Source organism: Pannus brasiliensis CCIBt3594 (assembly GCF_036688125.1).
Lineage (GTDB): Bacteria > Cyanobacteriota > Cyanobacteriia > Cyanobacteriales > Microcystaceae > Pannus > Pannus brasiliensis.
Genome location: NZ_JBAFSM010000043.1, coordinates 13539 through 37085, shown reverse-complemented (window position 1 = coordinate 37085; position 23547 = coordinate 13539). Strand labels below are relative to the sequence as shown.

The window sequence follows — 23547 nt, the reverse complement described above, 5'->3', positions numbered from 1 at the left end:
TATTTTTAAAATAAACAAATTAATAAACTTTTGCCAAAAAGATATCGAGACATTTTTCTCGGGCAAACTTGGACAAAGTTGGACAAGGCTAGATAAAATAGAGGACGTTTTCGGAAAATTACCCCGCGAGATCGATCGAGAGTGGTGAGCCTTTCAAGGTAACGCTCTATACTTAAATTACGGTTGTCAACTACTTTTCTAAACAACTTCCACCCGCCTTGTCCCATTTCGGGAGGCGTGGCATCCTGAAAATCCGCGCCTCTCGCTAGATAAATTTTGGCGATCGCTTATCCCCCGCTACCCGGTTCACATTCTCGATCGGGACTCCCTCCCGCGTCATCCGGCGCGATAGTTCGCCGATCCGAACAAAAGAACTCTATTTCAAGTATCTCTCTCCTTTCACGCTAGAACTCTCCTGTACGTCGAGCCGATCGATCGAATATACTGTTTTTAACGAGATAAACGAGCGAGGCTGATGGTTCCCTGATTCGGTAAGGGTTTTAGGGGTTTCGGCACGCTCGATCGATCGCCAAAAAGCTTTATAGCCACCGATCCGTATAAATTTATCCTTGGGAAAATGGAAAAATATTTAGTTAGTCTGATTTTGCCGAGAGAGTTGCCAGCGGGGACTTATTATTCTCATAAAGGCTCGGCGGTTCTGATCGAGAAGATCGAGAAACGGCATTACTTGCTGACGACTAATCACCAAGTAAAAGAACTTCGGCGCTCTTCTAGCCCCTTGGTTTATTTGCCAGAATTGAATGTCACCCTACCGATCACGATCGTCGCTCAAAGTAAAACCAGTGATATAGCACTTTTGAGCTTTGAATGCGAGAGAGAGTTAGATACCATCGATCCCGATCTAAACTCCTCCTTTCAAGAAATCTTATTCGAGACCGAAATTCTAGTTTACGGATTTCCTAAACCATCTCCCGCGGAAACCAAAGATCTCGATCAATTGATCGACAGTATTAATCTATCGATCGAACCTCAAAAAATCATCGGGATTCGCTACGATCGGGATAACACGGATGCCAATAACTATTTAGTATTACTGACCGATAAAATTATTAAACGCGGTCAATCGGGAGGACTGGCGGCGACAGCGGAAGGATTATTAATCGGCATTAATCAGGGTCGCGACCTGGGACGAGGGCAGGGGTTAGTATCTCCTTTCTGGGAAGCTCAAACCTTACTGAGAGATTACTTTAATGTATCTCCTAAAACCTGATATTGACGCTCTGAAAACGAAGGATATAGACTTTCTTCGCTTGTAGAGTCGTGGGGGGTCTGTATTTCAATCCACGACAGCTACAATTCATCCTTTTTTAAAAGATTAACGGTTAATCGATCGCTCTGTCCATCGAAATACTTTTCTAGAGCCTCTTGAAAAATTCGGTTATCTTCGGTAGCGTACAGGAACAGCGTCATAGAAGAGCGAAATTTCAGAGTATCGATCGAACCGAAAATCTGTTCCGATGTCCTCCCCTCGACCGCGAGAACCAAGCGGATACACTCTCTCAACCTCTCGCCCAAAACGGGATGTTTTAAATATTCCCGCGCCTCCTCCAAAGATCCGAGCGCGAACTTCCGCGCCGTTTCACTTCTCCCAAGTCCCTTAATCTGCGGGAAGATATACCACATCCAATGACTTTGTTTATATCCCCGTTTCAGTTCTCGTATAACTTCCGCGTAGATAAACTCCTGCGCTTCCACGAACCGCTGTAAATCGTAAGTATCGGACATGATCATAGATCCTAGATTTAAATGAATTCCGATCGCTCCAGAAAAGACTCTTCTAATTTATCTAGATCGAACTCCTCGATTCTTTCGGCTGGTTTTCTCCGTTCTTTTTTCTGTTGAAATTCTTCTAATAACTGAAAAAATTGATCGAAACCATGCTTTTCGTCCGAACAATATAGCATAATAATTTTCGCCCAAGAATTCGAGGTCTTTACGTTATATTTGTTTTCAACAAAGGGATGAAATTCTTGATGGAATTGAATTTCTTCCGCTGTCGGCTCGATGCCTAATTCTCTTCTCGCCGTTTTATAACCCACCAGAAACATAAATAGATCCGAGACGGAAGGACGGCCGATATATAGCCCTGGTCTCTGTTTAATTTTAGCTAAAATTTCCAATAAACTCGCTTTTTTTTCCATAATTACTATCCTCCTAGTTCAGAACTCGTGAATTATCCATGTAATATTAGAACCAACACCCGCACGAATATGAATTACAAAATCTCCGCTTTGACAATGAAAATCTTTGAGCCAGTTCTCTCGTGATAGTCCTTCAACCGATAGATTATCAAAAACCAATCCCCTAACTTCTACTCCATAGTGTTTTCCATTCAAGGTGATCGATTCATCATTTCCCGCGCGATCGCTGAGGATAAAATCTTCGTCCGGATAACCGAGGGTTCTCAGTTCGAGCAGATTTCCGCTGATTTGATTTTCCTCTAGCCAACGAATTACGGCCATAGCGCAAGGTTCACATTGGTAAAGCCCGAATGGACTAACAATCTCGCCAATTTTTTGATAAACCCAGGCATCGCTTAATTCCTCCATACACTCCCGCCGATCGATCCCGACTACCGACTCTGAAAAATATTCTGCACCATTTTCTTCTCCAGGCGCGCCGAAACCCGATCGAGTTCCGCGACTTCCCCCGCGTCCAATCTCCACCCTAACGCCCCGATATTCTCCCGCGCCTGACTCACCGTTTTCGCGCCCGGAATCGGCATCGTTCCCTTGACGATACACCAGTTTAACGCCACCTGCGCCGGGGTTTTCTCCCTCGATCGAGCGATCGCCGTCACCGTTTCCATCAGCGGACGGATCGCGGGGATTAATTGCCGGAATAACCAGCCCCGTATTCCTTTCGGTAGATTTTTCGTATTTTCGTATTTACCCGTCAACAAGCCCAACGCGAGGGGACTATAGGCGATCAATTGAATCCCCAGGCGATCGCATACCTCTTTCAAGCCCAGTTCGGTGACGGGATAGGTAGAGAGAAGCGAATATTGTACCTGTAGGCTAGTGAGGGGAATCCCGCGACTCGAAAACTTTTTATAGGCCATTTCCAACCGCTTCGGGCCGAAATTGGATAAACCCACGCCCTTTACCATCCCTCTCTCCACCAGATCCCCCAAGCCGTCGAGTAATCTATCCTCCTGCCACGGCGCGTAATTGGCCGTTGACCAGTGCAGTTGAACCAGATCGATCGATCGCCCCACCCGATTCGCGGAAGCCTGACAAGCGGAGATCATCGAGTTCCGGGACAATCGCCAGGGATAAGCGGCCAATTTCGTGGCAATACAGATATTTTCCGCGTTTTTCCCCCGGTATTCCCCCGCGAAACGTCCTAACAATTTCTCACTCTGACCGTTGAGTTTGCCCGTCCCGTAGGAATCGCCGGTATCGAACAAAGTCACCCCGTTCTCGACACAGAGGGTAAAAACTTCCTGTAATTGGCTATCCATACTCTCATCGTAGCCCCAAAGCAAACGGTTTCCCCAAGCCCAAGTCCCGCAACCCATCGCGGGGAGAGTGAGTTTATTCTCGATGACCACGCGATCGACCTCCTTGTAATAATGTGTGGGATGGATTAGCGAGCGCGTAACCCACCGGAAATCCCGTGCCTAGCGTTTTTCGGGATCTTTCGTTATCTTCAGTTCAAGATACTTTATCCACTCGTTCTCTGACAAATCGATCGTGACTGACTGGAAAATCAAACTGTTATACGATGGCGAATGTCCCCTCTGTCTTCGAGAGGTGAACTTTCTCCGAAAACGGGACGCGGGGCGGGGGTTAGTGGCTTTCGTCGATATCGCCGACGATCACTACTCCCCGGAAGAAAATGGCGGGATCGATTTCGAGACGGCGATGGGACGGATTCACGCCATCACCGCGGACGGGAAGATCCTGAAAAACGTGGAAGTATTCCGCCGCGTCTACGAGGTATTGGGTATGGGATGGGTTTACGCGATCACCGCGTGGCCGATCGCCGGTCCGATCGCCGATCGACTGTACGGTATCTGGGCCGATTTCCGTCTTCCCCTCACGGGTAGACCGAACCTACCAACGGTGATCGCGGAACGGAAACAGCGTCTCGACTGCCAACAGCCCGATAGATGCCGAATTTAGAGTTAAATACTCGATAAATAGTTATAAAACTCTAAAAGCTCCTCGTTCGTTAGTAGCAATCGAGATTTTTTCCCGTAGGTCGAGATGAGATAATCCCGGCCTTTTTCGGTCGTCCATCCCAATCGCTTCATCTCCACGTCGATCTTCGTTTTCAGGACGGAGTAATCGATCTCTTCCGGGGGTACGGCAACCGGCGCGGGTTCGGAGGGAATCTCTTCCGGATCGATCGCCATCTCCGGTTCGTCCGAAAATAACCCGTAGTTATCCTCTTCCAACTCTAGCGAGAAGGGTTCGGGTTCCGGTTCGGGTTCCGGGGGAGCGATCGAGACAGCTTTCGACGATTTCCCGCCTTTTTTCGGAATCGTGGCGGGAACGGGAGACGGTTCCAGTTTTTTCTCCTCGATTATCGGTTCCGGCTCGGGTTCGGGTTCGATAACCGGGGTTTTCGAGACCGTCACCGGTTCCGGCTCGGGTTCGATGACCGCGATTTCGGCCGGCGCGGGTTCGGGTTCGATAATCGGGGTTTTCGAGACCGTTACCGGTTGTGGCGCGGGTTCGATAACGGGAATTTCGGGGACGGTTGCCGGCGCGGGTTCGGGTTCGATAATCGGGGTTTTCGAGACCGTTACCGGTTGTGGCGCGGGTTCGATAACGGGAATTTCGGGGACGGTTGCCGGCGCGGGGGGTGGTTCGATAACGGGGGGTTTCGAGGCGGCCGGGGGTTCCGAAACCGGCATCACGGGGAAAGCGAGGGTTTCCTCGGGGGATTCCATACCTTCCGAACCCGTGATTAATACAGCGATCGCCCGTTCTCGGGCCCGGTCTTCCGCGCTTTCGACAGTATCGGCCGCGGCCAGCCCCGTCGCCAAGATCCTGCCCTCACTTTCCACGCGAACGCGAACGATATATTTGCCATGATCGATCCGCAATAACTTACTAATCAAGGCCGATCGGGGATAACGCCGCCGAAATTCTGGGAACATACCTTCTTTCACAGTTCTTTTGTACTTACTAAAATACTCTATCGCTTTTTCGAGAGAATAAACATTTTTTTGCTAAAATCTGAGTATGATCTGCAAGGGCTGGGGAAGTGGGCGAACGTTGTTAGGCACTTTCAAAATTCTACAACGGCGAGACTTCCCCGAAAAAATAACAAGCATCTGGTGATATTCCAGGGATTCCGAACCATCCGGATTCCCCCCCCTTTAAAAAGTTCCCTTTTTCCCGATCAGGTTTTCTTTCGATCCCCCTTCAACTCTCGTGGTTGACGATATCCTTACTATAGGGGGGGTCGTGTGGACGAGATCGCCGCGGTGGTAGACTTGGCGAGATCGTTCGGTGAAGCGTTCCGAAATCATCCCGAGCATTGAATCCTATACAGTCCCTAACCGCTATCGATTCGCGCCTTGGAGCGCGGTTCTTGTAAGTTCTCCAATAAGGATCTTCTCTCGATGGAATTCTCGATTTCCACCCTTCTCTCGCATTTGAGTGAAGATAAGTTAGTTGCCGTCAAATATCTCGAAAAAAAACTCGCCTGTGAGGATGATACCGAAAGTTGCCAGAAACTTCAAGTCATCCTTGACGCGTTAGAACGTCTGGGAATCATCGTGAAAGAACGCGGGAAATACCGCCGCGTTCGCGAGGAAAACGTGGTCGAGGCGAAATTGCGCTGTTCGAGCAAGGAGTTTTGTTTCGCGATTCAAGACGTGGAAGATGCCGAGGATATCTACGTCTCCAAGAATCATTTAAGTAACGCCTGGAACGGCGATCGGGTTCTCGTGAAAATCCTCAAAGAGGGAACCCGCCGGCGTTCTCCCGAAGGCGAGGTCAAACTGATTCTCGATCGGGCCAATCCTTCCCTCCTCGCCCAGGTAAAACAAGAAAATGAAACTTTCGTGGCCGTCCCCCTGGACGATCGCTTGAAATTCGCCATCAAACTTTTAGAAAACGGTCGGAACCTTCAGGAGACCATCGATCATCTCGTTCACGTCTCCGTATTACGGTATCCCCTCGGCGATCATCCCCCCATCGGTCAAGTAACCCGCGTTCTCGGTTCCACGGCCGAAGCCGCCGCGGACACGGATATCGTCTCCTGTAAGCACGATCTACCCCAGCAGTTCCCCCCCGAAGTCCTGCAAGCGGCCGATCGCCTACCGGATGGATTCGATAATCCCGACAAAGAGAAACGTCGGGATCTCGAAAAATTACCGACATTTACCCTAGAAGACGGGATCAAACGGGATTACCCGCCGATTATCGATAACGCCTTCTCGATCGAACGGGTCAAACAGAAATACTGGCGGGTCGGAATTCATATCGCCGACGTGGCCCGCTACGTGGAACGGGGCGGATTATTGGATAAAGCCGCCCGAAGGAGAGGAACCGCGGTGTATCTGGGCGAAAAAGTCCTCCCCCTGCTTCCCGCCGCCGTCACCCGTCGCTGTTCGCTCGCTCCGGGAGAACCGCGCCCGACCTTTTCCATCCTGATCACCATCGACGAGAAAGGAGATATTGTCGAGTACGAGATCGTGCCGGCCTCGATCGTCGTCGATCATCACCTCACCTACCAACAGATCCGCGATCTTCTCAGCGAGGAAGAGGACGATCCCAAATATCAAGATCTTCTCGAACCCTTACATCAACTCTTCTTCATCCTCTGCCCGACCCTGAAATCGGCGCGTCTCCAGCGCGGGAGTTTCGATATCCAATCCGAAAAAGCCTCCCCCTTCAAGGACGACGGACGCGGGGGGAGCGTTCTCGCCTCCAATACTCTACCCGCCCGATCGCTATTGATGGAAGTCGCCGTCCTCGCGGGTAAAGTGATCGGCGAACATCTTCAGGCATTGCATCTCCCCGCGCTGTACTGCGGTCAGGGCGAACCCGACCCCGAAGAGCTAGAAGATCTATTAAAATTAGCCAATAATTTGGGAATTGAATTTTCTCTAGCCTCCGAAGAGGAAATCACGCCAGAATACTATCAAAATCTCACGCGGGCTTTTTCCACGAACCCGTCCGAAAAGATTTTGAACTATCTTCTCCAATCGACCCTGAAGATGGTCAAGTACAGTACCCACTCCCTGCCCCACTTCGGTCTCGCCTACCGGGACACGTACACCCACTGTATCTCTCCCCTACAACGGTACGGCGATCTCTGGATTCAACGACTCTTAAAAATTCTCCTGACCGAAGGAAAAGATCGCCGCAGTAAAGCGGTGAAAACGGGCGTGGATCTCGGTAGTAGTCGCGCGAGAGGTCAGATTACGTGGAATATCCTCCCGCCCGAAATTCAGGAAGAATTAGAGGAAGAAAGTCATCTTCTCGTTACCCATCTCAACGATCGATCCAAAATCGCCGAGGACGCGGAACGGGACCTAGAAGGACTGCAAAAAGCGGAGAAAATGAAAGAACGCACCGGCCAGGTCTTCCGCGGCCTGATCACCGGCGTTCAATCCTACGGTTTCTTCGTGGAAATCTCCGATCTACTCGTCGAGGGATTGGTTCACGTTTCTTCTCTCAAGGATGATTGGTACGAGTACCGCGCCCGCCATAGCTGTCTCATCGGTCGTAAAAATCGCGTCGCCTACCGTCTCGGAGACGAGGTAGAAGTCGAGGTAAAAGATGTAGACTATTACCGTCAACAGATCGATCTCGTCACGGTGAGCGGTGGTAGCGCCGCCGGCGAGGATCTAGACGAGGAATAAGTTCTCGCCAACGGCCGGCCCCCGGCTTTCCCGTTCGAGATCTTCCGGGGCCGACCGTCGATCGTTGATTCATCTTCTCCCGCCTCCCGCCTCCTACCTCCCGCCTCCCTGTCTATGAACTCTCCAACCGATCGAAAAAAAGCGAAACGATTCTTTCTCCTCCCCTTGTTATGCGGTCTGTTCGTGCTGTTAACCGGGTGTGTCCGCTACGATGTGGGCGTGAATTTCTCGCACCAGCATCACGGCGAGATCGTGCAGGATATCACCCTGGGACAACGGTTAACCAGCCTGAGTCAGACGGAAGCGACGAAATGGTTACATAGCCTCGAAGACCGGGCGAAATCGTTGGGAGGTAAGGCAAAACGGGTTTCCGATCGGGAAACGATCGTCACCATTCCCTTCGGCAACGGACAGGAGTTAGAAGAAAAGTTCAATCGTTTTTTCAATCCGGGCGCTACCGACGCGATCCGACGCTCGACCCCCGACGATCTGAAACTCCTGCAACTCGATTCCCGGCTATCGATCGACCAGAGTAACTGGTTCTTGCTCGATCGGGACCGGTTAACCCTCACCGTCGATCTGCGCGCCCTGGGGGTACTCTCGGAAAAAGGGAATATCATCGTTAGTCCCGGTTCGCTGGTGAATATCGATTTCGCCCTGAACACACCCTTCGGGGGACGGATTATTACCGGGGAAACCGCTCTACCCCCCGACGTAGAACAGGACGGAACCCGGATCGTCTGGCATTTAAAACCGGGGGAAATCAACCGGATCGAGGCGGTTTTCTGGGTTCCCAGTTATCTGGCCATCGGTTCGATCGCCATTATCGCCCTAGCGATCGCCGGTTACGTCCTGAAATACCGACAGTTCCCCGGAGTCTCGGGACCCGATCGAACCCTCCCCGAAATGTAACGGGGGAAACGCTAAGATGGGAGACGGACGAAACCGCCCGACAAAAGAGCCTGCATGAGCGCGACCCTGTTAAACCACCGCTATCAAATTATCAGCACCCTCGCCAGAGGTGGGTTCGGAGAGACCTACATCGCCATCGATACCCAGATGCCCTCGAAACGGCACTGCGTGATCAAGAAACTCCATCCCGCCGTTCAATCGGAAGAAATGCCCGCGTGGTTACTGGAACGCTTCGAGCGCGAGGCGGCCGTCTTGGAAGAATTAGGCGAACAAAACCCGCAAATTCCCCGTTTATACGGCTATTTCGACGATGGCAACGATTTCTATCTGGTGCAGGAATGGATCGAGGGGGTCACGCTCACCCAGAAACACGAACGGGAGGGCGAGCTATCGGAATCGGCGGTCACCGAGATCCTCGTCCGTCTCCTGTCCGTTCTCGACTTTATCCACCGTCGTCGCATCATTCACCGGGATGTCAAACCCGATAATATTATTCTCCGAAAAAGCGATAATCTGCCCGTTTTAATCGATTTCGGGGTGATGAAAGAAGCCGTCGCCACCGTCGTCGATCCCGCGGGAAAATCCGCCTACTCGATCGCCCTGGGAACCCCCGGTTATATGTCCTCGGAGCAGGCGGCCGGACGACCCGTATATTCGAGCGATCTCTATAGTCTGGGATTGACGGCGATTTATCTCCTCACCGGGAAAACCCCCCAGTATCTCGAAACCGATCCCCGTACCGGCGAGATCCTCTGGCGACACGAGGCCGCCAATCCCCATTCCTCCCTAGCGATGGTACTCGATCGAGCGATCCGGTTTCACCCGCGCGATCGCTACGCCAGCGCGACGGAAATGCTGGCCGCCCTACAGGGAATCCCCGCGAGTATGACGGCCGCGCCGACGATCGCCGTAAGTCCCGATCGCCTTCCCCCCCTCACCCCGAAAAGAAATCCCGCCGGAACCGCGCCAGAACCCTCACCAACCGCTCGATCGACCGGGAAAAATCCCTTCCCGTTTCTCCTCCTCCTCGCCGGTGTCACCGTCGGGGCCTTCGCGTTGGGCTATCTCGGATTTATGGCCCTCCTGCCACGGGGCGATCGGGTACGACCGACCCCCACCCCCCCGGCGAGTCCCAGTCCGACACCGTCCCCGATCGAGAGCGCGCCTCCCGTAACCCGCCCGATCCCGGAACGTTCCCCGGTGTACCGACCTCGGCGGACTTACCGACCTAGCCCGACCCCCACCCCGGAGATCACCCCCGAACCCTCTCCCGAAGTAACGATCACCCCGACCCCGGAAGTAACCCCGACCCCGGAGGTGATCCCGATTCCCGTCCCCCCTCCCGAGACCGATCCGAGTCCCGAGGTTAGCCCCTCGCCCGCGATCGAACCCACTCCCACCCCCGTTCCCAGCACGAACCCCGCCCCGATCGAGGGAGCGAGCGAACCGAGTCCCCCGCCGACCGTCGAACCCGGACCGCGAGAGAGTCCCCCGCCGGAGGGATAAAAGCGGAAGGTTGACAGGGGGAAAAGGATAGACTGATAATTTGTAACAGAGTTTTTCAGAATTTCTTCAACTCCCGCCATGAGCGATCGACCCCAGGAATTAACCGTCGCCGAACAAGCTCCCGCGAGTTACGAATGCCGCGCCTGTGGCTACGTTTACGAACCGAGTAAGGGCGACGGGAAAAACGATATCCCCGCGGGAACCCCGTTCGAGGAACTGCCGGAAACCTGGCGCTGTCCCGTCTGCGGCGTGCGTCGCTCCCAGTTCGTCAACATCGGGGCGAAAGACGCGCCCTCCGGATTTCAAGAAAACCTCAACTACGGCTTCGGGGTGAACCGTCTGACTCCCAACCAAAAAAATCTTTTGATTTTTGGGGCTTTAGGGTTATTTTTCTTGTTTTTTATGAGTTTATACGGTTTAAGCTAACTCGCCGAGGCGATTTCCTTGACCGATCGAACCGATACACCGGCATCTCACCGGGGCGAAGTGAAAATAGCCCCCGACTTTTCGCTGATACCTATGAACCGATTAATGAGAAAGCTACAACAATTCTTAATAGTGATCGCCGTCTCGCTACTCTGTCTGAGTTGTAGTAGCGTTCCCACTCTGGGCAACAATCCCTGGAAAGTCATCCCGATCGATACCGATGCCATCTTCGCCGACGTGGCCTTTACCGATGACCTCCAACACGGCTGGCTGGTCGGAACGAAGTCCAGTCTCTTTGAAACCAAAGACGGGGGCGATACGTGGCAACAAAAAATCCTCGCGCTCGGGGATGAGAAAGTCAGTTTCGGTTCGGTCAGTTTCCACGGGACCGAAGGGTGGATCGTCGGGAAACCCTCGATTCTCCTGCACACCGAAGACGGCGGCAATAGCTGGTCGAGAATTCCCCTGAGCGAGAAACTACCCGGCGCGCCCTACGGTATTATCGCCCTCGATGACCGCACCGCCGAAATGGTCACGGATCTCGGCGCGATCTACCGCACCGAAGACGGCGGGAAAAGCTGGAAAGCTCTCGTCGAGGGAGCGGTCGGGGTCGCTCGCACGATCGTCCGTTCCGAGGACGGTCAATACGTGGCCGTCTCGGCCCGGGGAAATTTTTACTCCACCTGGAAACCGGGGGATACCGAATGGACTCCCCATAACCGGCTTTCTTCCCGTCGTCTCCAGAAAGTCGGGTTTAACGACAAGGGAGGACTCTGGGCCCTGGCGCGGGGCGGTCAACTACAATTTACCAGTGACCCGGAACTCGATACGTGGGAAGATAAAGTATTCCCCGAATTTTCCACCAGTTGGGGACTACTGGATCTCACGTACCGCACGCCCGAAGAACTTTGGGTCGCCGGCGGCAGTGGCAACCTACTCGTCAGCCATGACGGTGGTGAGTCATGGGAGAAAGATCGCGCCGTGGAAAATGTTCCCAGTAATCTTTATCGGATTGTTTTTGTCAATCCCGACAAAGGTTTCGTCCTGGGACAAAACGGGGTTTTACTCAAGTACGAACCCCCGACCGAATCGGCTTGAAACTTGTTTTCGGGTCGGGGAATCTTTAAAACCGAAAAGTATCCCCGATGGTGGTAACACTGGAGGGAATTGCGGCAATGACATCGCCAGGGGAGTAGGAGTAATGTCCTAGTTCGTACACGGTGGTTTTCCACGAGTGTCTTCCCGAAGAATCACCGCGCTTCTAGGGCGGTGTGTGTCAAATAGATTGATTTTTACCTCTCTATCATTTTCAGGAGAACCATCCATGTCAGGTAGCACCGGAGAACGTCCATTTTCCGACATCATCACCAGTATTCGCTACTGGGTCATCCATAGCATCACGATCCCCATGCTGTTTATCGCGGGCTGGTTGTTCGTGAGTACCGGATTAGCTTACGATGTTTTCGGTACTCCCCGACCGGACGAGTATTACACTCAAGACCGTCAGGAACTGCCGATCATTAGCGATCGCTATACCGCGAAACAGCAAATCGAAGAGTTTAATCAGTAATTTAGGGTAACGAGGATAAAAACAATGGCTACCGGTAATCCGAATCAACCGATTTCTTACCCCATTTTCACCGTTCGATGGCTGGCCGTTCACACGTTAGCCGTCCCGACCGTATTCTTTATCGGCGCGATCGCGGCGATGCAATTCATCCAACGCTAGGAGAACGATCATGGAAAGAATGCCCAATCCCAACCGGCAACCCGTCGAGCTAAACCGTACCTCCCTGTACCTGGGTTTACTCCTGGTGGCCGTTCTCGGAATTTTATTTTCCAGCTATTTCTTTAACTAACTCGTGTACATTTTTTAGAAAAGCAAGTAGGAGGTGTCTTAATGTTCGCGGAAGGTCGTATTCCCCTTTGGTTAGTCGCCACGATCGCCGGCCTCGGCGTGATCGCGGTCGTCGGTCTTTTCTTTTACGGAGCTTACGCCGGTCTAGGCTCCTCCCTGTAAACGAAACGAAAAAAAATTTACTCATCGGAGAGAGCCGCTCGTTTTTCAGCAACGGGCGGTTTTTTTCACCGGCCTTCGGCCCTTGGTTCCCTTTACGCGAGTCGATCGAGAACTCCGGAAAAAATTCCCCCGATCGAGCTTGACAGTCCGATCGCTATCGAGAGATAATTGTAGTTTGTGTGAACTTTAGCTAGACCCTATCGACCCTTGGCTAACGTTATTGTAATCGGCGCTCAATGGGGCGACGAAGGAAAAGGAAAAATCACGGATCTGCTGAGTCGATCGGCGGATATGGTGGTGCGGTCTCAAGGCGGCGTTAACGCGGGTCATACCGTCGTCGTCCGGGATCAGACGTTCAAACTCCACCTGATTCCCTCCGGCATTCTCTACCCCGACACCGAATGTGTCATCGGGTCGGGAACGGTGATCGACCCCTCCGTGTTATTGGAAGAGATGGGACGACTACACGCCCTCAATGTCTCGACGGAGAATCTCTTTATCTCGCAGACGGCTCACGTTACCATGCCCTATCATCGTCTGATCGATCGGGCCTCGGAGGAGAGACGGGGAAAACAGAAAATCGGCACCACCGGCCGGGGGATCGGCCCTACCTACGCCGATAAATCGGAACGGACGGGCATTCGGGTGATCGACCTGATCGATCCGGATACCCTGCGGGAGAAACTGGAATGGACGATCGCCTATAAAAACGTCATTTTAGAAAAGCTATATAACCTACCGCCGCTCGATCCGTCAGTGGTGATCGAGGAATATCTCGGTTACGCCGATCGGTTGCGTTCCCATGTGGTCGATAGTTCTCTAAAGATTTACAAGGCGATCCGCGAACGGAAAAATATTCTCTTTGAAGGCGCGCAGGGAACGCTTCTCGATCTCGATCACGGAACCTATCCCTATGTTACCTCCTCCAACCCGATCGCCGGGGGGGCGTGCGTGGGCGCGGGGATCGGCCCGACGGTGATCGATCGGGTGATCGGGGTGGCCAAAGCCTACACTACCCGTGTCGGCGAGGGGCCGTTTCCCACGGAACTAGAGGGGGAAATCGAGCAGTTACTCTGCGATCGGGGGGCGGAATTCGGGACGACCACCGGCCGCCGTCGTCGCTGTGGCTGGTTCGATGCGGTGATCGGTCGCTACGCGGTGCGGATCAACGGCTTGGACTGTCTGGCGGTCACGAAATTAGATGTTCTCGATACGTTAGAAGAGATCAAGGTCTGCGTCGCCTACGAGTTAGACGGGAAAACCTGTCGTCACCTCCCCAGTAACGCCGCTCAGTTCGCCCGTTGTCGGCCGATCTACCGTACCCTACCGGGATGGAAACAACCGACTACCGAATGTCGGACGCTGGAAGATCTACCCAAGCAAGCCCTGGATTATCTGCGATTCCTCGCCGAGATCATGGAAGTGCCGATCGCCATTATCTCTCTCGGTGCCAGTCGCGACCAGACGATTATCGTGGAAGATCCCATCCACGGGCCGAAACGCGCGCTTCTGGATGCCAACGGCGCGCTCTGGGAATCGGTAAGTGTCGAGTTTTAATCGATCGAAATCAGTTAATTGTCGGAGGATAAACCGCGATGCAAGTCAGTGTTGAATGTCAGAAAAGACCGGAAAAGACTAAACCGAACGCTCTACGCCGTCAGGGTTTGATTCCCGCCGCCCTCTACGGCCACAACGGGACGGATTCCGTCTCGCTGGTGGTGAAAGAGAAAGAAGCGCTCAACCTGCTCAAAAAAGCCTCGATCAACAATACCCTCGTCGATGTCAACGTTCCCGAAATCTCCTGGACGGGGAAAGCGTTGATCCAGGAAGTGCAGGCGCATCCCTGGAAGAGAAACCTTTTCCATCTCAGTTTCTTCGCCGTTTCCGCCCACGGGAAGCTGGATATCGTCGTTCCGGTGAAACCGGTCGGCGAGGCGATCGGTGTGAAACAGGGGGGTCTCGTGGAACAGTTGATCAACGAGATCAATGTTTCCTGTATCGCCGATAATATTCCCGAAGTGATCGAGTTCGACGTTTCCGGTTTAGGGGTGGGAGAATCGATCACCGTGGGCGATCTGCAAATGCCCGAGGGTGTGACGTTAAAAGACGATACCCACTCGACGGTTTACTCGATCGTCGCCGCGAAAAAATAACTGGGAGAAGTCAGGAGTCAGGAGTCAGAATTCAGGAGTACAAAGGGATATTTTAGAGAAAGTTTCTCTAAAAAAAATATTTTCCCCGGACAATCCACTGTAATGTCAAATAGCCTGACTTTTTTTCCTTTAATTGGCTAGGGAGATGGCGATCGCTGTTTCTCTAGCTTTTGAATTTTAAAGAGAGTTCGATCGGGCGGATTCGTTCGGGTTAAACACATCGGAAACCTTTACATTCAATTCTCTAAAGCCAGGAGAAAGAACGAAATCATCCCCGCTAAAATTTCCCGCTTCCGTATAAAGATTACCCACCAATTCTAGAACGAGAATCGATCGGGTTAGCGGATCGACGAGCCAGTATTCGGGAATCCCGAGATCTTGATATTGAATTCGTTTGGCGATGTAGTCTCGCTCTCTTGGGATCTCGCCGGGGCTAACCACTTCCACGACTAATAAAGGAGGAGCCATAGACAGACGGATCGTGTTTCGAGCCGATAACTGTTGAATATGTTCTTCCCGAAGAATGGTTAAATCGGGATAGCGGTTTTTCGGTTCCCCCTGGACTTCCAGTTCGAGTCCGTGCCCCCTGACCCGATCGCTTCCCAAGAATAAAGCGAAACTCAACAAAAGATAGTTAGCGATTTCAACATTTCTCCCCGAGTCAATGGGAATTTCAATCAGTTCTCCATTGAACAATTCATAGAGTCGATCGGAATCGTCCTCGTAGGCTAGATATTCCTCGAAACTGGTAAATCGGGGTTTCATGCCGGACATGGGATTTCTTCTCTACCTCGATCGCTCGAACAACATTCTCGATGCCTTCTAGGATACCCTAGCCCCCGAATCGATCGCCCTTAACCCGTGTCTCCCTATCGGCCGGCTCCTGCTATAGTCAATAACAACCTAAGTTCGAGGAGCGCGGTTCATTATGGGAAAAAAATATAACGTGTACGGCATCGGTAACGCCCTGGTCGATATGGAATTTGAAGTCTCGCCCGAAACCCTCGGGGAACTGGGAATCGATAAAGGGGTGATGACATTGGTAGATGAAAGCCGTCAGACGGAATTGATCGAGAGATTGGGCGATTCCCGGAAACGCAGTGGTGGGGGATCGGCCGCGAACACGATGGTGGCGATCGCCCAACTGGGCGGGAAAGGATTTTACTCCTGTAAAGTGGGTAACGATGAATCCGGTAGATTCTATCTCGACGATCTTAGAAGTTGCGGTCTCGATACCAACGAACACGGCGGTGATACAGCGGAGGGAATCACCGGGAAATGTCTCGTCCTCGTCACTCCCGATGCCGATCGCACCATGAACACCTTCCTCGGCATCACCGGGAAAATCTCCGAGCGCGAGCTAGTGCCGGACGCGATCGCTTCCGCCGATTATCTCTATCTCGAAGGCTACCTCGTCACCTCCCCCACCGCGAAAGCCGCCGCCATCAAAGGACGGGAGATCGCCCAAAGCGCCGGGGTAAAAACCGCGCTCTCGCTGTCCGATCCCAATATGGCGATCTTTTTCCGCGAGGGATTACTGGAAATGATCGGGACGGGATTAGATTTCGTTTTCGCCAACGAGTCCGAGGCGTTAAGTTTATCGGGAACCGAGGAGATCGAGGGAGCGATCGAGTATTTTAAAACGTTCACCAAAGGATTCGCCATCACCCGCGGGGCGAGCGGTTCGCTGATCTATGACGGGGAAAATCTTCTAGAAATCGCGCCCCATCCCGTTACCGCCGTCGATACGGTTGGCGCGGGGGATATGTACGCCGGGGCTTTCCTGTACGGCATCACCCACGGATTAGGGTACGCCGGGGCGGGAAATCTCGCCTCCCTGTGCGCGTCCCGCGTCGTGTCGAAATTCGGCGCGCGGTTGGCAACCGAGGAAATTCTCGCCCTACGCGATTCTCTCCTCGTCGGTTGATACCCGTTGGCGCGGGCCGATCGACCCGCGCCGATTACCGGACGGGAGACGAAAACGGCTATACTGGAAAGCTAATTCTAAATGAATAAATGTAAACTTCACGAAGATCGAGCGACGAGCCTAGATAGGAGGGTATAAAAACTCGTGAATATAATGGAAATCATGCAAAAAGGTGGAATAGCCATGTGGCCTCTCCTTTTTCTTTCTATTCTCTCTCTCAGCACGATTATCGAAAGAATTTGGTTCTGGTCGCGGACTCTCTTAAGCGAGGGGCAGATCGTCAACCGCGTCATGGAAGCGGCGAGCCGCAATTGGGATCTCGCCACGAAAATCGCGAGAGAAAACCGCACCCACCCGGTCGGAAATTTCCTCTACGCTCCCCTACGCCTCGACGATCCCGATCCCGAAGTTTTTCACTTCGCCCTCGAATCGGCGGCGGACGATCAACTCTCCCTGATGAAACGGGGCGATAAAGTATTAGAAGCCGTGGTCGCTCTATCCCCGTTGTTAGGGTTATTAGGAACGGTGCTCGGTCTAATCGCGTCTCTGGCCAATATTCAACTGAGCGATCTGGGAACTTCCTCCACCGCGGGCGTTACGTTAGGGATCAGCGAGGCGCTGATCTCGACCGCTACGGGTTTGATCGTCGCCATTTTTAGCCTCGCTTTCTATCGCGTGTTTCAGGGCTTCTGGTTTAACCAAGCCCGTCTATTCCGTAAAGTGGGCAACGATCTGGAAATTCTCTACCGTCAGCGTTGGGCGGCTCGGGAAGGACAGTATCACACCCTAAATGCTAACCTAGAAACGCCCGTCGATCGCTAACCCCTCACAGCCATGCCGGAAACCACCCCGCGAAAAACCGCAACTCGAAAGAATACCGTAACCGCCGCCCGTCCGCTCCGCACCTGGCACGATTCTCACCGAATTCAAGAGGACGTGCAAGTAAACATCGTCCCCTTGATCGATGTGATTTTCTGTATCCTGACCTTTTTTATTTTGGGAGCGGTGGGGTTATCGCGTCAGCAGGCCATCAGTCTCGATCTGCCCAAAGCCAGCACCTCGACCACACCGATGCGCGAGATGCTGGTGGTCAGTCTCGATGATGTCGGACAGTTATACGTCGAGAAACAGATGGTGACTCGCGAGCAGTTATTCGAGGCGATCAAGAATTACCATCAAAACAGCCCGAACGGTTTGATGGTGTTAAACGCCTCTCGGAACGCCAGTTATAACGAGGTCGTGGGGATTCTGGATCTACTCCGACAGGTCGGGGGCGATCGGGTCGCGCTGGCCACTCTACCCGGGGAGTCTACTTCGTCAACCGCCGGAAACCCCTCGTTACCAGGTTTAGAGAATACCAACCCCTGGGGAAATTCTTCCTCACCGACACTGCCGAATCGCTCCTTACCCTCCCTGCCCAATGTTCCCGACAGCGGCCCCCGATCGTCGGGCGCTCCCCGCGGGGTAAACTAGGTCAAGAGTGGATACGATAGGTGAGTAACTGTTCTTCTAGAGCGGCGATTCGATTGTAGGCCGCCGTCAGTTGCGCGGTCAGCCGTCGAATTTGAATCTCGTCCGATATGGGATTATCCGCGCTCCCCCCCCGGCCGGTTTGCCCGCCGGAATCGCGTAGGATATCCTTGTGATCGTAGAGGCTGTTATCGGAGAATTCGGAAAAGCCGATCATCTCACCGGTGTCACGAGAGGAAGATTGGGCTTTTGTCGCGGCCATCGTGGCGATTTGTCCGCTCAAATGTTCGACGATTTCGTGTAAATGGTCGATCTTTTGGTTCAGCCCGGTAATCTGTTTTTGTATACCATCCATGAAATTACCTACCCTTAGAGGTTTCTCCCTCTATCCTAGGAGCTAGATGGGATGGGGTATAACAATTTATGATTCATTTAACGATCCCGTCATCGCTCTTCATTAATCTACAAAATACACGCTCCCTCTAGGGATTTCTACCGATCGATCCGATCGTTCCGTTCGTCGAAGTCCGAGTATTTCCCCGGACGGAACCTGGCATCGATTGTAGAGGCTATATTTACTAATATTTAACGATTATTCTCCGTACATGAGCGATATATCGTGTTTATATCTCTAAAAATCACTGTATCATGGCAAATCGTCGTTCTTTTCTCCAGGGTATCGGTACACTCGCGCTCGCGCGGGGATTATCCGGATGCGCCCCGGCAGAAAGCGCCTTACGGGTTTTCCTGCTAGAAGGCTCGATCCCCCCGCGATTGATTCAAGATTTTCAAAAAACGATCGAGGATCGAAATCTCAAGTTTCAATCGGAAACGAAGTTACAAAATTTATTGAAGTTATTAGAAGCTTGGCGGCAAAGATCGATACCGACTCCCGCCTCCTCGTTTCCCGTCGCCCTACCTTTTACCGGGAAATCCTCCTCCCCCAGGGCCAACCTGGTAACACTCGGGGATGCGTGGTTAGCGTCGGCGATCCGGGAGAGACTGATCGAACCGATCGAGCCGGCGCGGTTAACGAACTGGTCGAAACTCCCCCCGCGATGGCGATCGCTCGTCACGCGCGACGAACAAGGTTTTCCGAACGAAACCGGCAAGATCTGGGGAGCGCCCTACCGTTGGGGAAGCACTGTCATCGTTTATAACGAGGATAAATTCAAGCGGTTTGACTGGCGGCCGGAGGATTGGTCGGATTTATGGCGTGAGGAGTTAACCGGACGGATCGCACTCGTCGATAACCCCCGCGAGGTGATCGGGTTAACCCTGAAAAAGTTGGGCGGTTCCTATAATCCCACCGATCTCGATCGAGTTCCCGACCTGACATCGAACTTACTATCCCTGCAAAAACAGGTAAAATTCTACAGTTCGAGCTATTATCTTCAACCTTTGCTAGTGGGCGATGTCTGGCTATCGGTGGGGTGGTCGGACGATATTTTACCCGTTACCGAGCAATATCGCGAGATGAAACTCGTCGTCCCCCGATCGGGAACCTCGCTGTGGTCGGATGTCTGGGTACAACCGGCGATGATGGCAAACGATCCCCTCGCCGATCGATGGATCGATTTCTGCTGGAAAACGAACTCGGTCGATCGCATTTCCCTCTTTACCGACGGTTTATCGCCGATGGTTATCGATCGGCCGGCCGGAGAGCTTCCCGTCGATATCCGGAAAGATCCCCTGCTGGCCGATCGACCCGCGCTGGAAAAGAGTGAATTTCTCCTTCCTTTAGCGCCGAAGGTAGAAAAAGAAATCGATCGCCTCTGGGAAAAAATGAGACGATCGACGTAAGATTATGCCGTCCGGGGAGATCAAACGGTTTTATTCGCCATTTCCCGCTCTAAAAAATTCCTAATCGAATTTCTCTCGATCGATCCCACCACGACCCCGCTTTCCTCGACGACGATCGCCTCGGCGAGATTTTCCCCTTCCAAAATTTTCACCACGTCCAACAGGGGGCGATCGGGTAAAATCCGCCGTAAACTCTCGCCGGTCCGTAACAATTCGCCCACCTTCACCTCCGGCCAGCGCGAGGTCGGGATGGTTTTCAGATCGTCGGCCGCGATCGTTCCGAACAGTTTCCCGTCCGGGTCGGTGACGAGAAATGTCGATCGGGGTGGTTTGCCGATAACGTAATTATTGACGAACTCGCGTAAGCTGAGGGACGCGGGAACGATCGGGCTATCGATAGAAAGTACGTCTCTCGCGGTGTATTGACTCAAGAAATCCTGTACTTTCGCCGATTGCGCCGATAAACCCGCGTTCTGTAGCAAGAAAAAGCCGATTAACAGCGTCCAAGGACTACCGATCGAACTGACCCCCGCTATCGAGAGCGCGCCGACAATAATCGCCAACCAACCGAAAAACTGCCCGAAACGACTGGCGAAGAGAATCCCCTTATTCGGGTTGCCCGTGATCTGCCAGACGATCGCTTTCAGGATATTCCCGCCATCGAGGGGCAAACCGGGGATCAGGTTAAACAGCCCCAGGACGAGGTTAATATAGGCCAGTAAGGAAAGAATCGCGGCGATCGGCGCGCTCAAGCTCAGATTTAAGCCGATAACCAGAAAAACACCGAATAACAGAAAACTGACGAGGGGCCCGGCCACGGCCACGAGAAACGCTTCTAACGGCGTTTTCGATTCCCGTCCCAGGGTGGCCAATCCCCCGAAGAGAAAGAGGGTGATCGATTTTACCTCGATCCCTTGCGCGAGGGCGACGAAACTATGGCCGAGTTCGTGAGCGACCACCGACGCGAACAACAGTAAAGCGGCAATGAATCCCAATAACCAGGGCAGTCCCCCGTTTAACTGCGGGAATCGGGCTAGATCGCTCCCGTAAGTCAGGGTAATCAAGCCCAGAACGAAAAACCAAGAAGGATTGATATAAAAAGGAATTCCGAAGAGGTTTCCCACGCGAATATTGCCGTTCATGGCATTTTCTCCAATTATCGCGGACGATCCCGATATCACAAGCGTAACCTCGATCGACCCGTTCACTTCTATTAAAAATTGTAACGAGGTTCTCGATCGGGCCGGAGAGAATCGGATGGAGGGAAAACCGTCCGAAGCGCGGTAGTGGGAGATGGGGAGATAGGGGAGGTGAGAGAGACGGGGGATGGGGGAGTTTTTTTGGGGAAAAGGGGAAAGGGGAAGGGGAAAAGGGAAAAGACTACTTTTAAGCCCTTCACCTTTACCCTTTCTTTGCCCTACTCCCTACTCCCTCACCTCCTGCCTCCCGCCTCCCGCTACGGTTTGGCTAGTTCGGGAATCCGTCCCCGTAAGCCGGTCATCAGTTGTAGGGCGAATAGTTTAACCGGGGGAACGTGACGCATGACGAATAGACCGAAACGGCGCGTCCAGACGATCGGTAGCCAATTGGTGGAGAAAAAGCGATCGAGAAAGTCGGTAAAGCCTAAAATGACTAAATTCTCTTTTTTACGCCATTTTTCGTAGCGTTTCAGTACCTCGATCGAGCCGATATCCTCGCCTTTTTCGATCGCTTCCGTCAACACCTGCGAGAGCGAGGCCGCGTCCCGGATGCCGAGGTTCAACCCCTGTCCCCCGACGGGATGACAACAGTGGGCCGCGTCCCCCACGAGGGCTAATCGGGGTTTGATATAAGTATCGCTCTGCATTAATTGGACGGGGAAAAGCGATCGCTCGCTCGCTAATTGCAATTTCCCCAATAATCCCCCAGTATATTCCTCTAATCTGGCGATAAACTGACTCTCTTCCATTTCCTGTAGTTTCTTCGCCTCGGCGTGGGGATTCGTCCAGACGATCTGACAGCGATTGCCGGGAAGGGGGAGAATCCCCATCGGGCCGGTCGGCCAGAAACGCTCGAAAGCCGTCTCGTTGTATTCCTGTTGGTGGGCGATGGTGAAAGCGACGCAGGATTGCCAGTATTTCCAGCCTTTTGTCGTGATTTTCGCTTCCTGTCGGATAAAGGAGCGCGCGCCGTCCGCGCCGACGACCAATCGAGCGGTGAGGGGGTAAGTCTGTCCGTCGCGTTCGATCGTTACCGTGGCGTTATTTTCGCCGTACTCTACTTTTTTAACCCGCGCGGGACAGATCCAGTGAATATTCGATCTTTCTCTCGTCGCCTCGATTAACGCGGAGAGGATCACCCGATGCTCGCCGACATAGCCCAAATAATCGGTTTTCAGGTCGTTGACCGCGAAGGGGACAAAAACACGATAATCGGCATCGGAGAGGCGAATATGACGGAATTTACCGATATTGGGAAAGATTTTATCCCAGACTCCCAACCCTTTGAGAATACGCCCCGACATGAGCGATAGCGCGTAGGCTTGACGGCGATCGATCACGACTTCCAAGGGACGCTCCTCGATGATGGCGATTTTCGCGCCCGTTTTCTGGAGGGCGACGGCCAGGATCGTGCCGACAATCCCGGAACCGACAATTATCAAATCGTAGGAGGCATTTGGGAGAGGTTCGAGAGTCATATCGCGTCGTTTTCGAGGGAATTGATAAGTATCTTCACTTATTTATTCTGACACGATTTTCCGGACATCGGGCGAGGGGGTAATTTCGATCGAATTTCCCCTGAACTCTCGGTAAATAACAAAACAAGGACGCTTACCTTCGCGTCCTCATCCGGTTCGGGGAAAAAATCCACCGCGTTCTTACACTTTCCGAGAGTAGTATTCCACCACGAGCAGTTCGTTAATCGATAAGGCTACCCATTCTCTATCGACGACTCCGTTCACTTTGCCCACGAGAGCCGATTTATCGAATTCCAAGTGACTCGGTAGGTTCGCTAATCCGGGATATTCCATATTTCTCTGTACGAGATCCTTGGAGCGCTCTTGATTTTTCACGCCGATGACATCGCCGGGGCGACATTGATAACTGGGGATATCGACCACGCGACCGTTTACCGTGATATGGCCGTGGTTGACCAATTGACGGGCGCCGGGGATGGTTCCCGCCATGCCGAGACGGAAAACGGTATTATCCAGACGCATTTCGAGTAATTGTAGTAGGGTTTGTCCGGTGGAACCGGTCGCCCGTCTAGCTTTGCGAACGTAGCGGATGAGTTGTTTCTCGCTCACGCCGTAGTTAAAGCGCAGTTTTTGTTTTTCTTCCAGACGGATGGCGTATTCCGATTTTTTCTTGCGGGCTTGGCCGTGTTGTCCGGGTAGGTAGGAACGGCGGGCGGTTTTCCGGGTTAAGCCCGGTAATTCTCCCAAACGGCGTACAACACGCAAGCGCGGCCCTCGGTAACGAGACATATAGACGTTTGACTC

Annotated in this window: 28 protein-coding genes; 18 read left to right on the top strand and 10 right to left on the bottom strand. The window is 52.8% G+C overall.

The window, feature by feature from the left end; genetic code table 11:
• The first annotated feature begins 577 nt into the window (after positions 1-577).
• Complete coding sequence (locus V0288_RS18985) at positions 578-1231, top strand: trypsin-like peptidase domain-containing protein (protein WP_332866730.1); 654 nt, start codon at positions 578-580, stop codon at positions 1229-1231.
• Between the two features lie 80 nt (positions 1232-1311).
• On the opposite strand, the gene V0288_RS18980 is transcribed toward V0288_RS18985, so the two are convergent.
• Genes V0288_RS18980 through V0288_RS18965 form a run of 4 tightly spaced genes read right to left on the bottom strand, consistent with a single transcriptional unit; the run spans position 1312 to position 3541 of the window.
• Complete coding sequence (locus V0288_RS18980) at positions 1312-1746, bottom strand: DUF1810 domain-containing protein (RefSeq protein WP_332866729.1); 435 nt, start codon at positions 1744-1746, stop codon at positions 1312-1314.
• Positions 1747-1763: 17 nt separating this feature from the next.
• Entirely contained in the window at positions 1764-2162 is a 399-nt protein-coding gene (locus tag V0288_RS18975; RefSeq protein ID WP_332866728.1) for a hypothetical protein, read from the bottom strand.
• Positions 2163-2180: 18 nt separating this feature from the next.
• Positions 2181-2570, bottom strand: a complete 390-nt coding sequence (locus V0288_RS18970) for a papain fold toxin domain-containing protein (RefSeq protein WP_332866727.1) — start codon at positions 2568-2570, stop codon at positions 2181-2183.
• Between the two features lie 23 nt (positions 2571-2593).
• Positions 2594-3541, bottom strand: a complete 948-nt coding sequence (locus tag V0288_RS18965) for an aldo/keto reductase (RefSeq protein WP_422662027.1) — start codon at positions 3539-3541, stop codon at positions 2594-2596.
• Between the two features lie 172 nt (positions 3542-3713).
• Here V0288_RS18965 and V0288_RS18960 point away from each other — a divergent pair, with 172 nt between their 5' ends.
• Positions 3714-4148, top strand: coding sequence for a thiol-disulfide oxidoreductase DCC family protein (locus V0288_RS18960; protein WP_422662026.1), 435 nt, complete (start codon positions 3714-3716; stop codon positions 4146-4148).
• A 2-nt stretch (positions 4149-4150) separates the two neighbouring features.
• Here V0288_RS18960 and V0288_RS18955 read toward each other — a convergent pair whose 3' ends face one another.
• On the bottom strand, positions 4151-5131 hold the full coding sequence (locus V0288_RS18955) for a hypothetical protein (protein ID WP_332866724.1): 981 nt from the start codon (positions 5129-5131) through the stop codon (positions 4151-4153).
• A gap of 468 nt (positions 5132-5599) precedes the next feature.
• Between V0288_RS18955 and V0288_RS18950 the strand changes: the two genes are divergently transcribed.
• The 11 genes from V0288_RS18950 (at position 5600) to V0288_RS18900 (ending at position 14866) form a co-directional block, all read left to right on the top strand.
• Positions 5600-7849, top strand: a complete 2250-nt coding sequence (locus V0288_RS18950; protein ID WP_332866723.1) for a ribonuclease R family protein — start codon at positions 5600-5602, stop codon at positions 7847-7849.
• Between the two features lie 114 nt (positions 7850-7963).
• Positions 7964-8761: a DUF3153 domain-containing protein gene (locus V0288_RS18945; RefSeq protein WP_332866722.1), complete on the top strand. Its 798-nt coding sequence runs from the start codon at positions 7964-7966 to the stop codon at positions 8759-8761.
• Positions 8762-8815: 54 nt separating this feature from the next.
• Positions 8816-10267 carry a protein kinase domain-containing protein gene (locus V0288_RS18940; RefSeq protein ID WP_332866721.1) on the top strand — a complete coding sequence of 484 codons (1452 nt, stop codon included), beginning with the start codon at positions 8816-8818 and terminating at the stop codon, positions 10265-10267.
• A 78-nt stretch (positions 10268-10345) separates the two neighbouring features.
• Positions 10346-10693, top strand: a complete 348-nt coding sequence (locus V0288_RS18935) for a rubredoxin (protein WP_332866720.1) — start codon at positions 10346-10348, stop codon at positions 10691-10693.
• Positions 10694-10798: 105 nt separating this feature from the next.
• A complete protein-coding gene (locus V0288_RS18930) occupies positions 10799-11791 on the top strand; it encodes a photosynthesis system II assembly factor Ycf48 (protein WP_422662025.1) in 993 nt (330 codons plus the stop codon).
• Between the two features lie 226 nt (positions 11792-12017).
• Positions 12018-12263, top strand: coding sequence for a cytochrome b559 subunit alpha (gene psbE / locus V0288_RS18925; RefSeq protein ID WP_332866718.1), 246 nt, complete (start codon positions 12018-12020; stop codon positions 12261-12263).
• A gap of 24 nt (positions 12264-12287) precedes the next feature.
• A complete protein-coding gene (gene psbF, locus V0288_RS18920; protein ID WP_332866717.1) occupies positions 12288-12422 on the top strand; it encodes a cytochrome b559 subunit beta in 135 nt (44 codons plus the stop codon).
• Between the two features lie 10 nt (positions 12423-12432).
• Positions 12433-12552, top strand: coding sequence for a photosystem II reaction center protein PsbL (locus V0288_RS18915; protein ID WP_332866716.1), 120 nt, complete (start codon positions 12433-12435; stop codon positions 12550-12552).
• 41 nt (positions 12553-12593) lie between these two features.
• Positions 12594-12713, top strand: a complete 120-nt coding sequence (locus V0288_RS18910; protein WP_045362404.1) for a photosystem II reaction center protein J — start codon at positions 12594-12596, stop codon at positions 12711-12713.
• 207 nt (positions 12714-12920) lie between these two features.
• A complete protein-coding gene (locus V0288_RS18905; RefSeq protein ID WP_332866714.1) occupies positions 12921-14270 on the top strand; it encodes an adenylosuccinate synthase in 1350 nt (449 codons plus the stop codon).
• A gap of 38 nt (positions 14271-14308) precedes the next feature.
• Positions 14309-14866: a 50S ribosomal protein L25/general stress protein Ctc gene (locus tag V0288_RS18900; protein ID WP_332866713.1), complete on the top strand. Its 558-nt coding sequence runs from the start codon at positions 14309-14311 to the stop codon at positions 14864-14866.
• Positions 14867-15043: 177 nt separating this feature from the next.
• Here the strand turns inward: V0288_RS18900 and V0288_RS18895 are convergent, their stop codons facing one another.
• Entirely contained in the window at positions 15044-15640 is a 597-nt protein-coding gene (locus tag V0288_RS18895) for a Uma2 family endonuclease (protein WP_332866712.1), read from the bottom strand.
• Positions 15641-15794: 154 nt separating this feature from the next.
• On the opposite strand from V0288_RS18895, the gene V0288_RS18890 reads away from it, so the two are divergent.
• The 3 genes from V0288_RS18890 to V0288_RS18880 all read left to right on the top strand — a co-directional run bounded on the left by V0288_RS18890 (position 15795) and on the right by V0288_RS18880 (position 18266).
• Positions 15795-16793, top strand: a complete 999-nt coding sequence (locus V0288_RS18890; RefSeq protein WP_332866711.1) for an adenosine kinase — start codon at positions 15795-15797, stop codon at positions 16791-16793.
• Between the two features lie 183 nt (positions 16794-16976).
• The gene (locus V0288_RS18885; protein WP_422662024.1) at positions 16977-17615 is read left to right on the top strand and encodes a MotA/TolQ/ExbB proton channel family protein; all 639 of its coding nucleotides are present in this window, start codon (positions 16977-16979) and stop codon (positions 17613-17615) included.
• A 12-nt stretch (positions 17616-17627) separates the two neighbouring features.
• Complete coding sequence (locus V0288_RS18880) at positions 17628-18266, top strand: ExbD/TolR family protein (RefSeq protein WP_422662022.1); 639 nt, start codon at positions 17628-17630, stop codon at positions 18264-18266.
• Between the two features lies 1 nt (position 18267).
• Here the strand turns inward: V0288_RS18880 and V0288_RS18875 are convergent, their stop codons facing one another.
• Complete coding sequence (locus V0288_RS18875; RefSeq protein ID WP_332866708.1) at positions 18268-18618, bottom strand: hypothetical protein; 351 nt, start codon at positions 18616-18618, stop codon at positions 18268-18270.
• A gap of 293 nt (positions 18619-18911) precedes the next feature.
• On the opposite strand from V0288_RS18875, the gene V0288_RS18870 reads away from it, so the two are divergent.
• On the top strand, positions 18912-20066 hold the full coding sequence (locus V0288_RS18870; RefSeq protein ID WP_332866707.1) for an extracellular solute-binding protein: 1155 nt from the start codon (positions 18912-18914) through the stop codon (positions 20064-20066).
• A 20-nt stretch (positions 20067-20086) separates the two neighbouring features.
• On the opposite strand, the gene V0288_RS18865 is transcribed toward V0288_RS18870, so the two are convergent.
• Positions 20087-21208 (bottom strand): site-2 protease family protein, encoded by a 1122-nt coding sequence (locus V0288_RS18865; RefSeq protein ID WP_332866706.1) that lies wholly within the window; start codon positions 21206-21208, stop codon positions 20087-20089.
• On the opposite strand from V0288_RS18865, the gene V0288_RS18860 reads away from it, so the two are divergent.
• The gene (locus V0288_RS18860) at positions 21207-21353 is read left to right on the top strand and encodes a hypothetical protein (RefSeq protein WP_332866705.1); all 147 of its coding nucleotides are present in this window, start codon (positions 21207-21209) and stop codon (positions 21351-21353) included. The two genes, V0288_RS18865 and V0288_RS18860, sit on opposite strands and share 2 nt — an antisense overlap.
• Positions 21354-21522: 169 nt before the next feature.
• Here V0288_RS18860 and V0288_RS18855 read toward each other — a convergent pair whose 3' ends face one another.
• Together V0288_RS18855 and rpsD are read right to left on the bottom strand one after the other, a co-directional pair.
• Complete coding sequence (locus V0288_RS18855; protein ID WP_332866704.1) at positions 21523-22743, bottom strand: FAD-dependent hydroxylase; 1221 nt, start codon at positions 22741-22743, stop codon at positions 21523-21525.
• Between the two features lie 180 nt (positions 22744-22923).
• Positions 22924-23532: a 30S ribosomal protein S4 gene (gene rpsD / locus V0288_RS18850; RefSeq protein WP_332866703.1), complete on the bottom strand. Its 609-nt coding sequence runs from the start codon at positions 23530-23532 to the stop codon at positions 22924-22926.
• Positions 23533-23547: the final 15 nt, after the last annotated feature.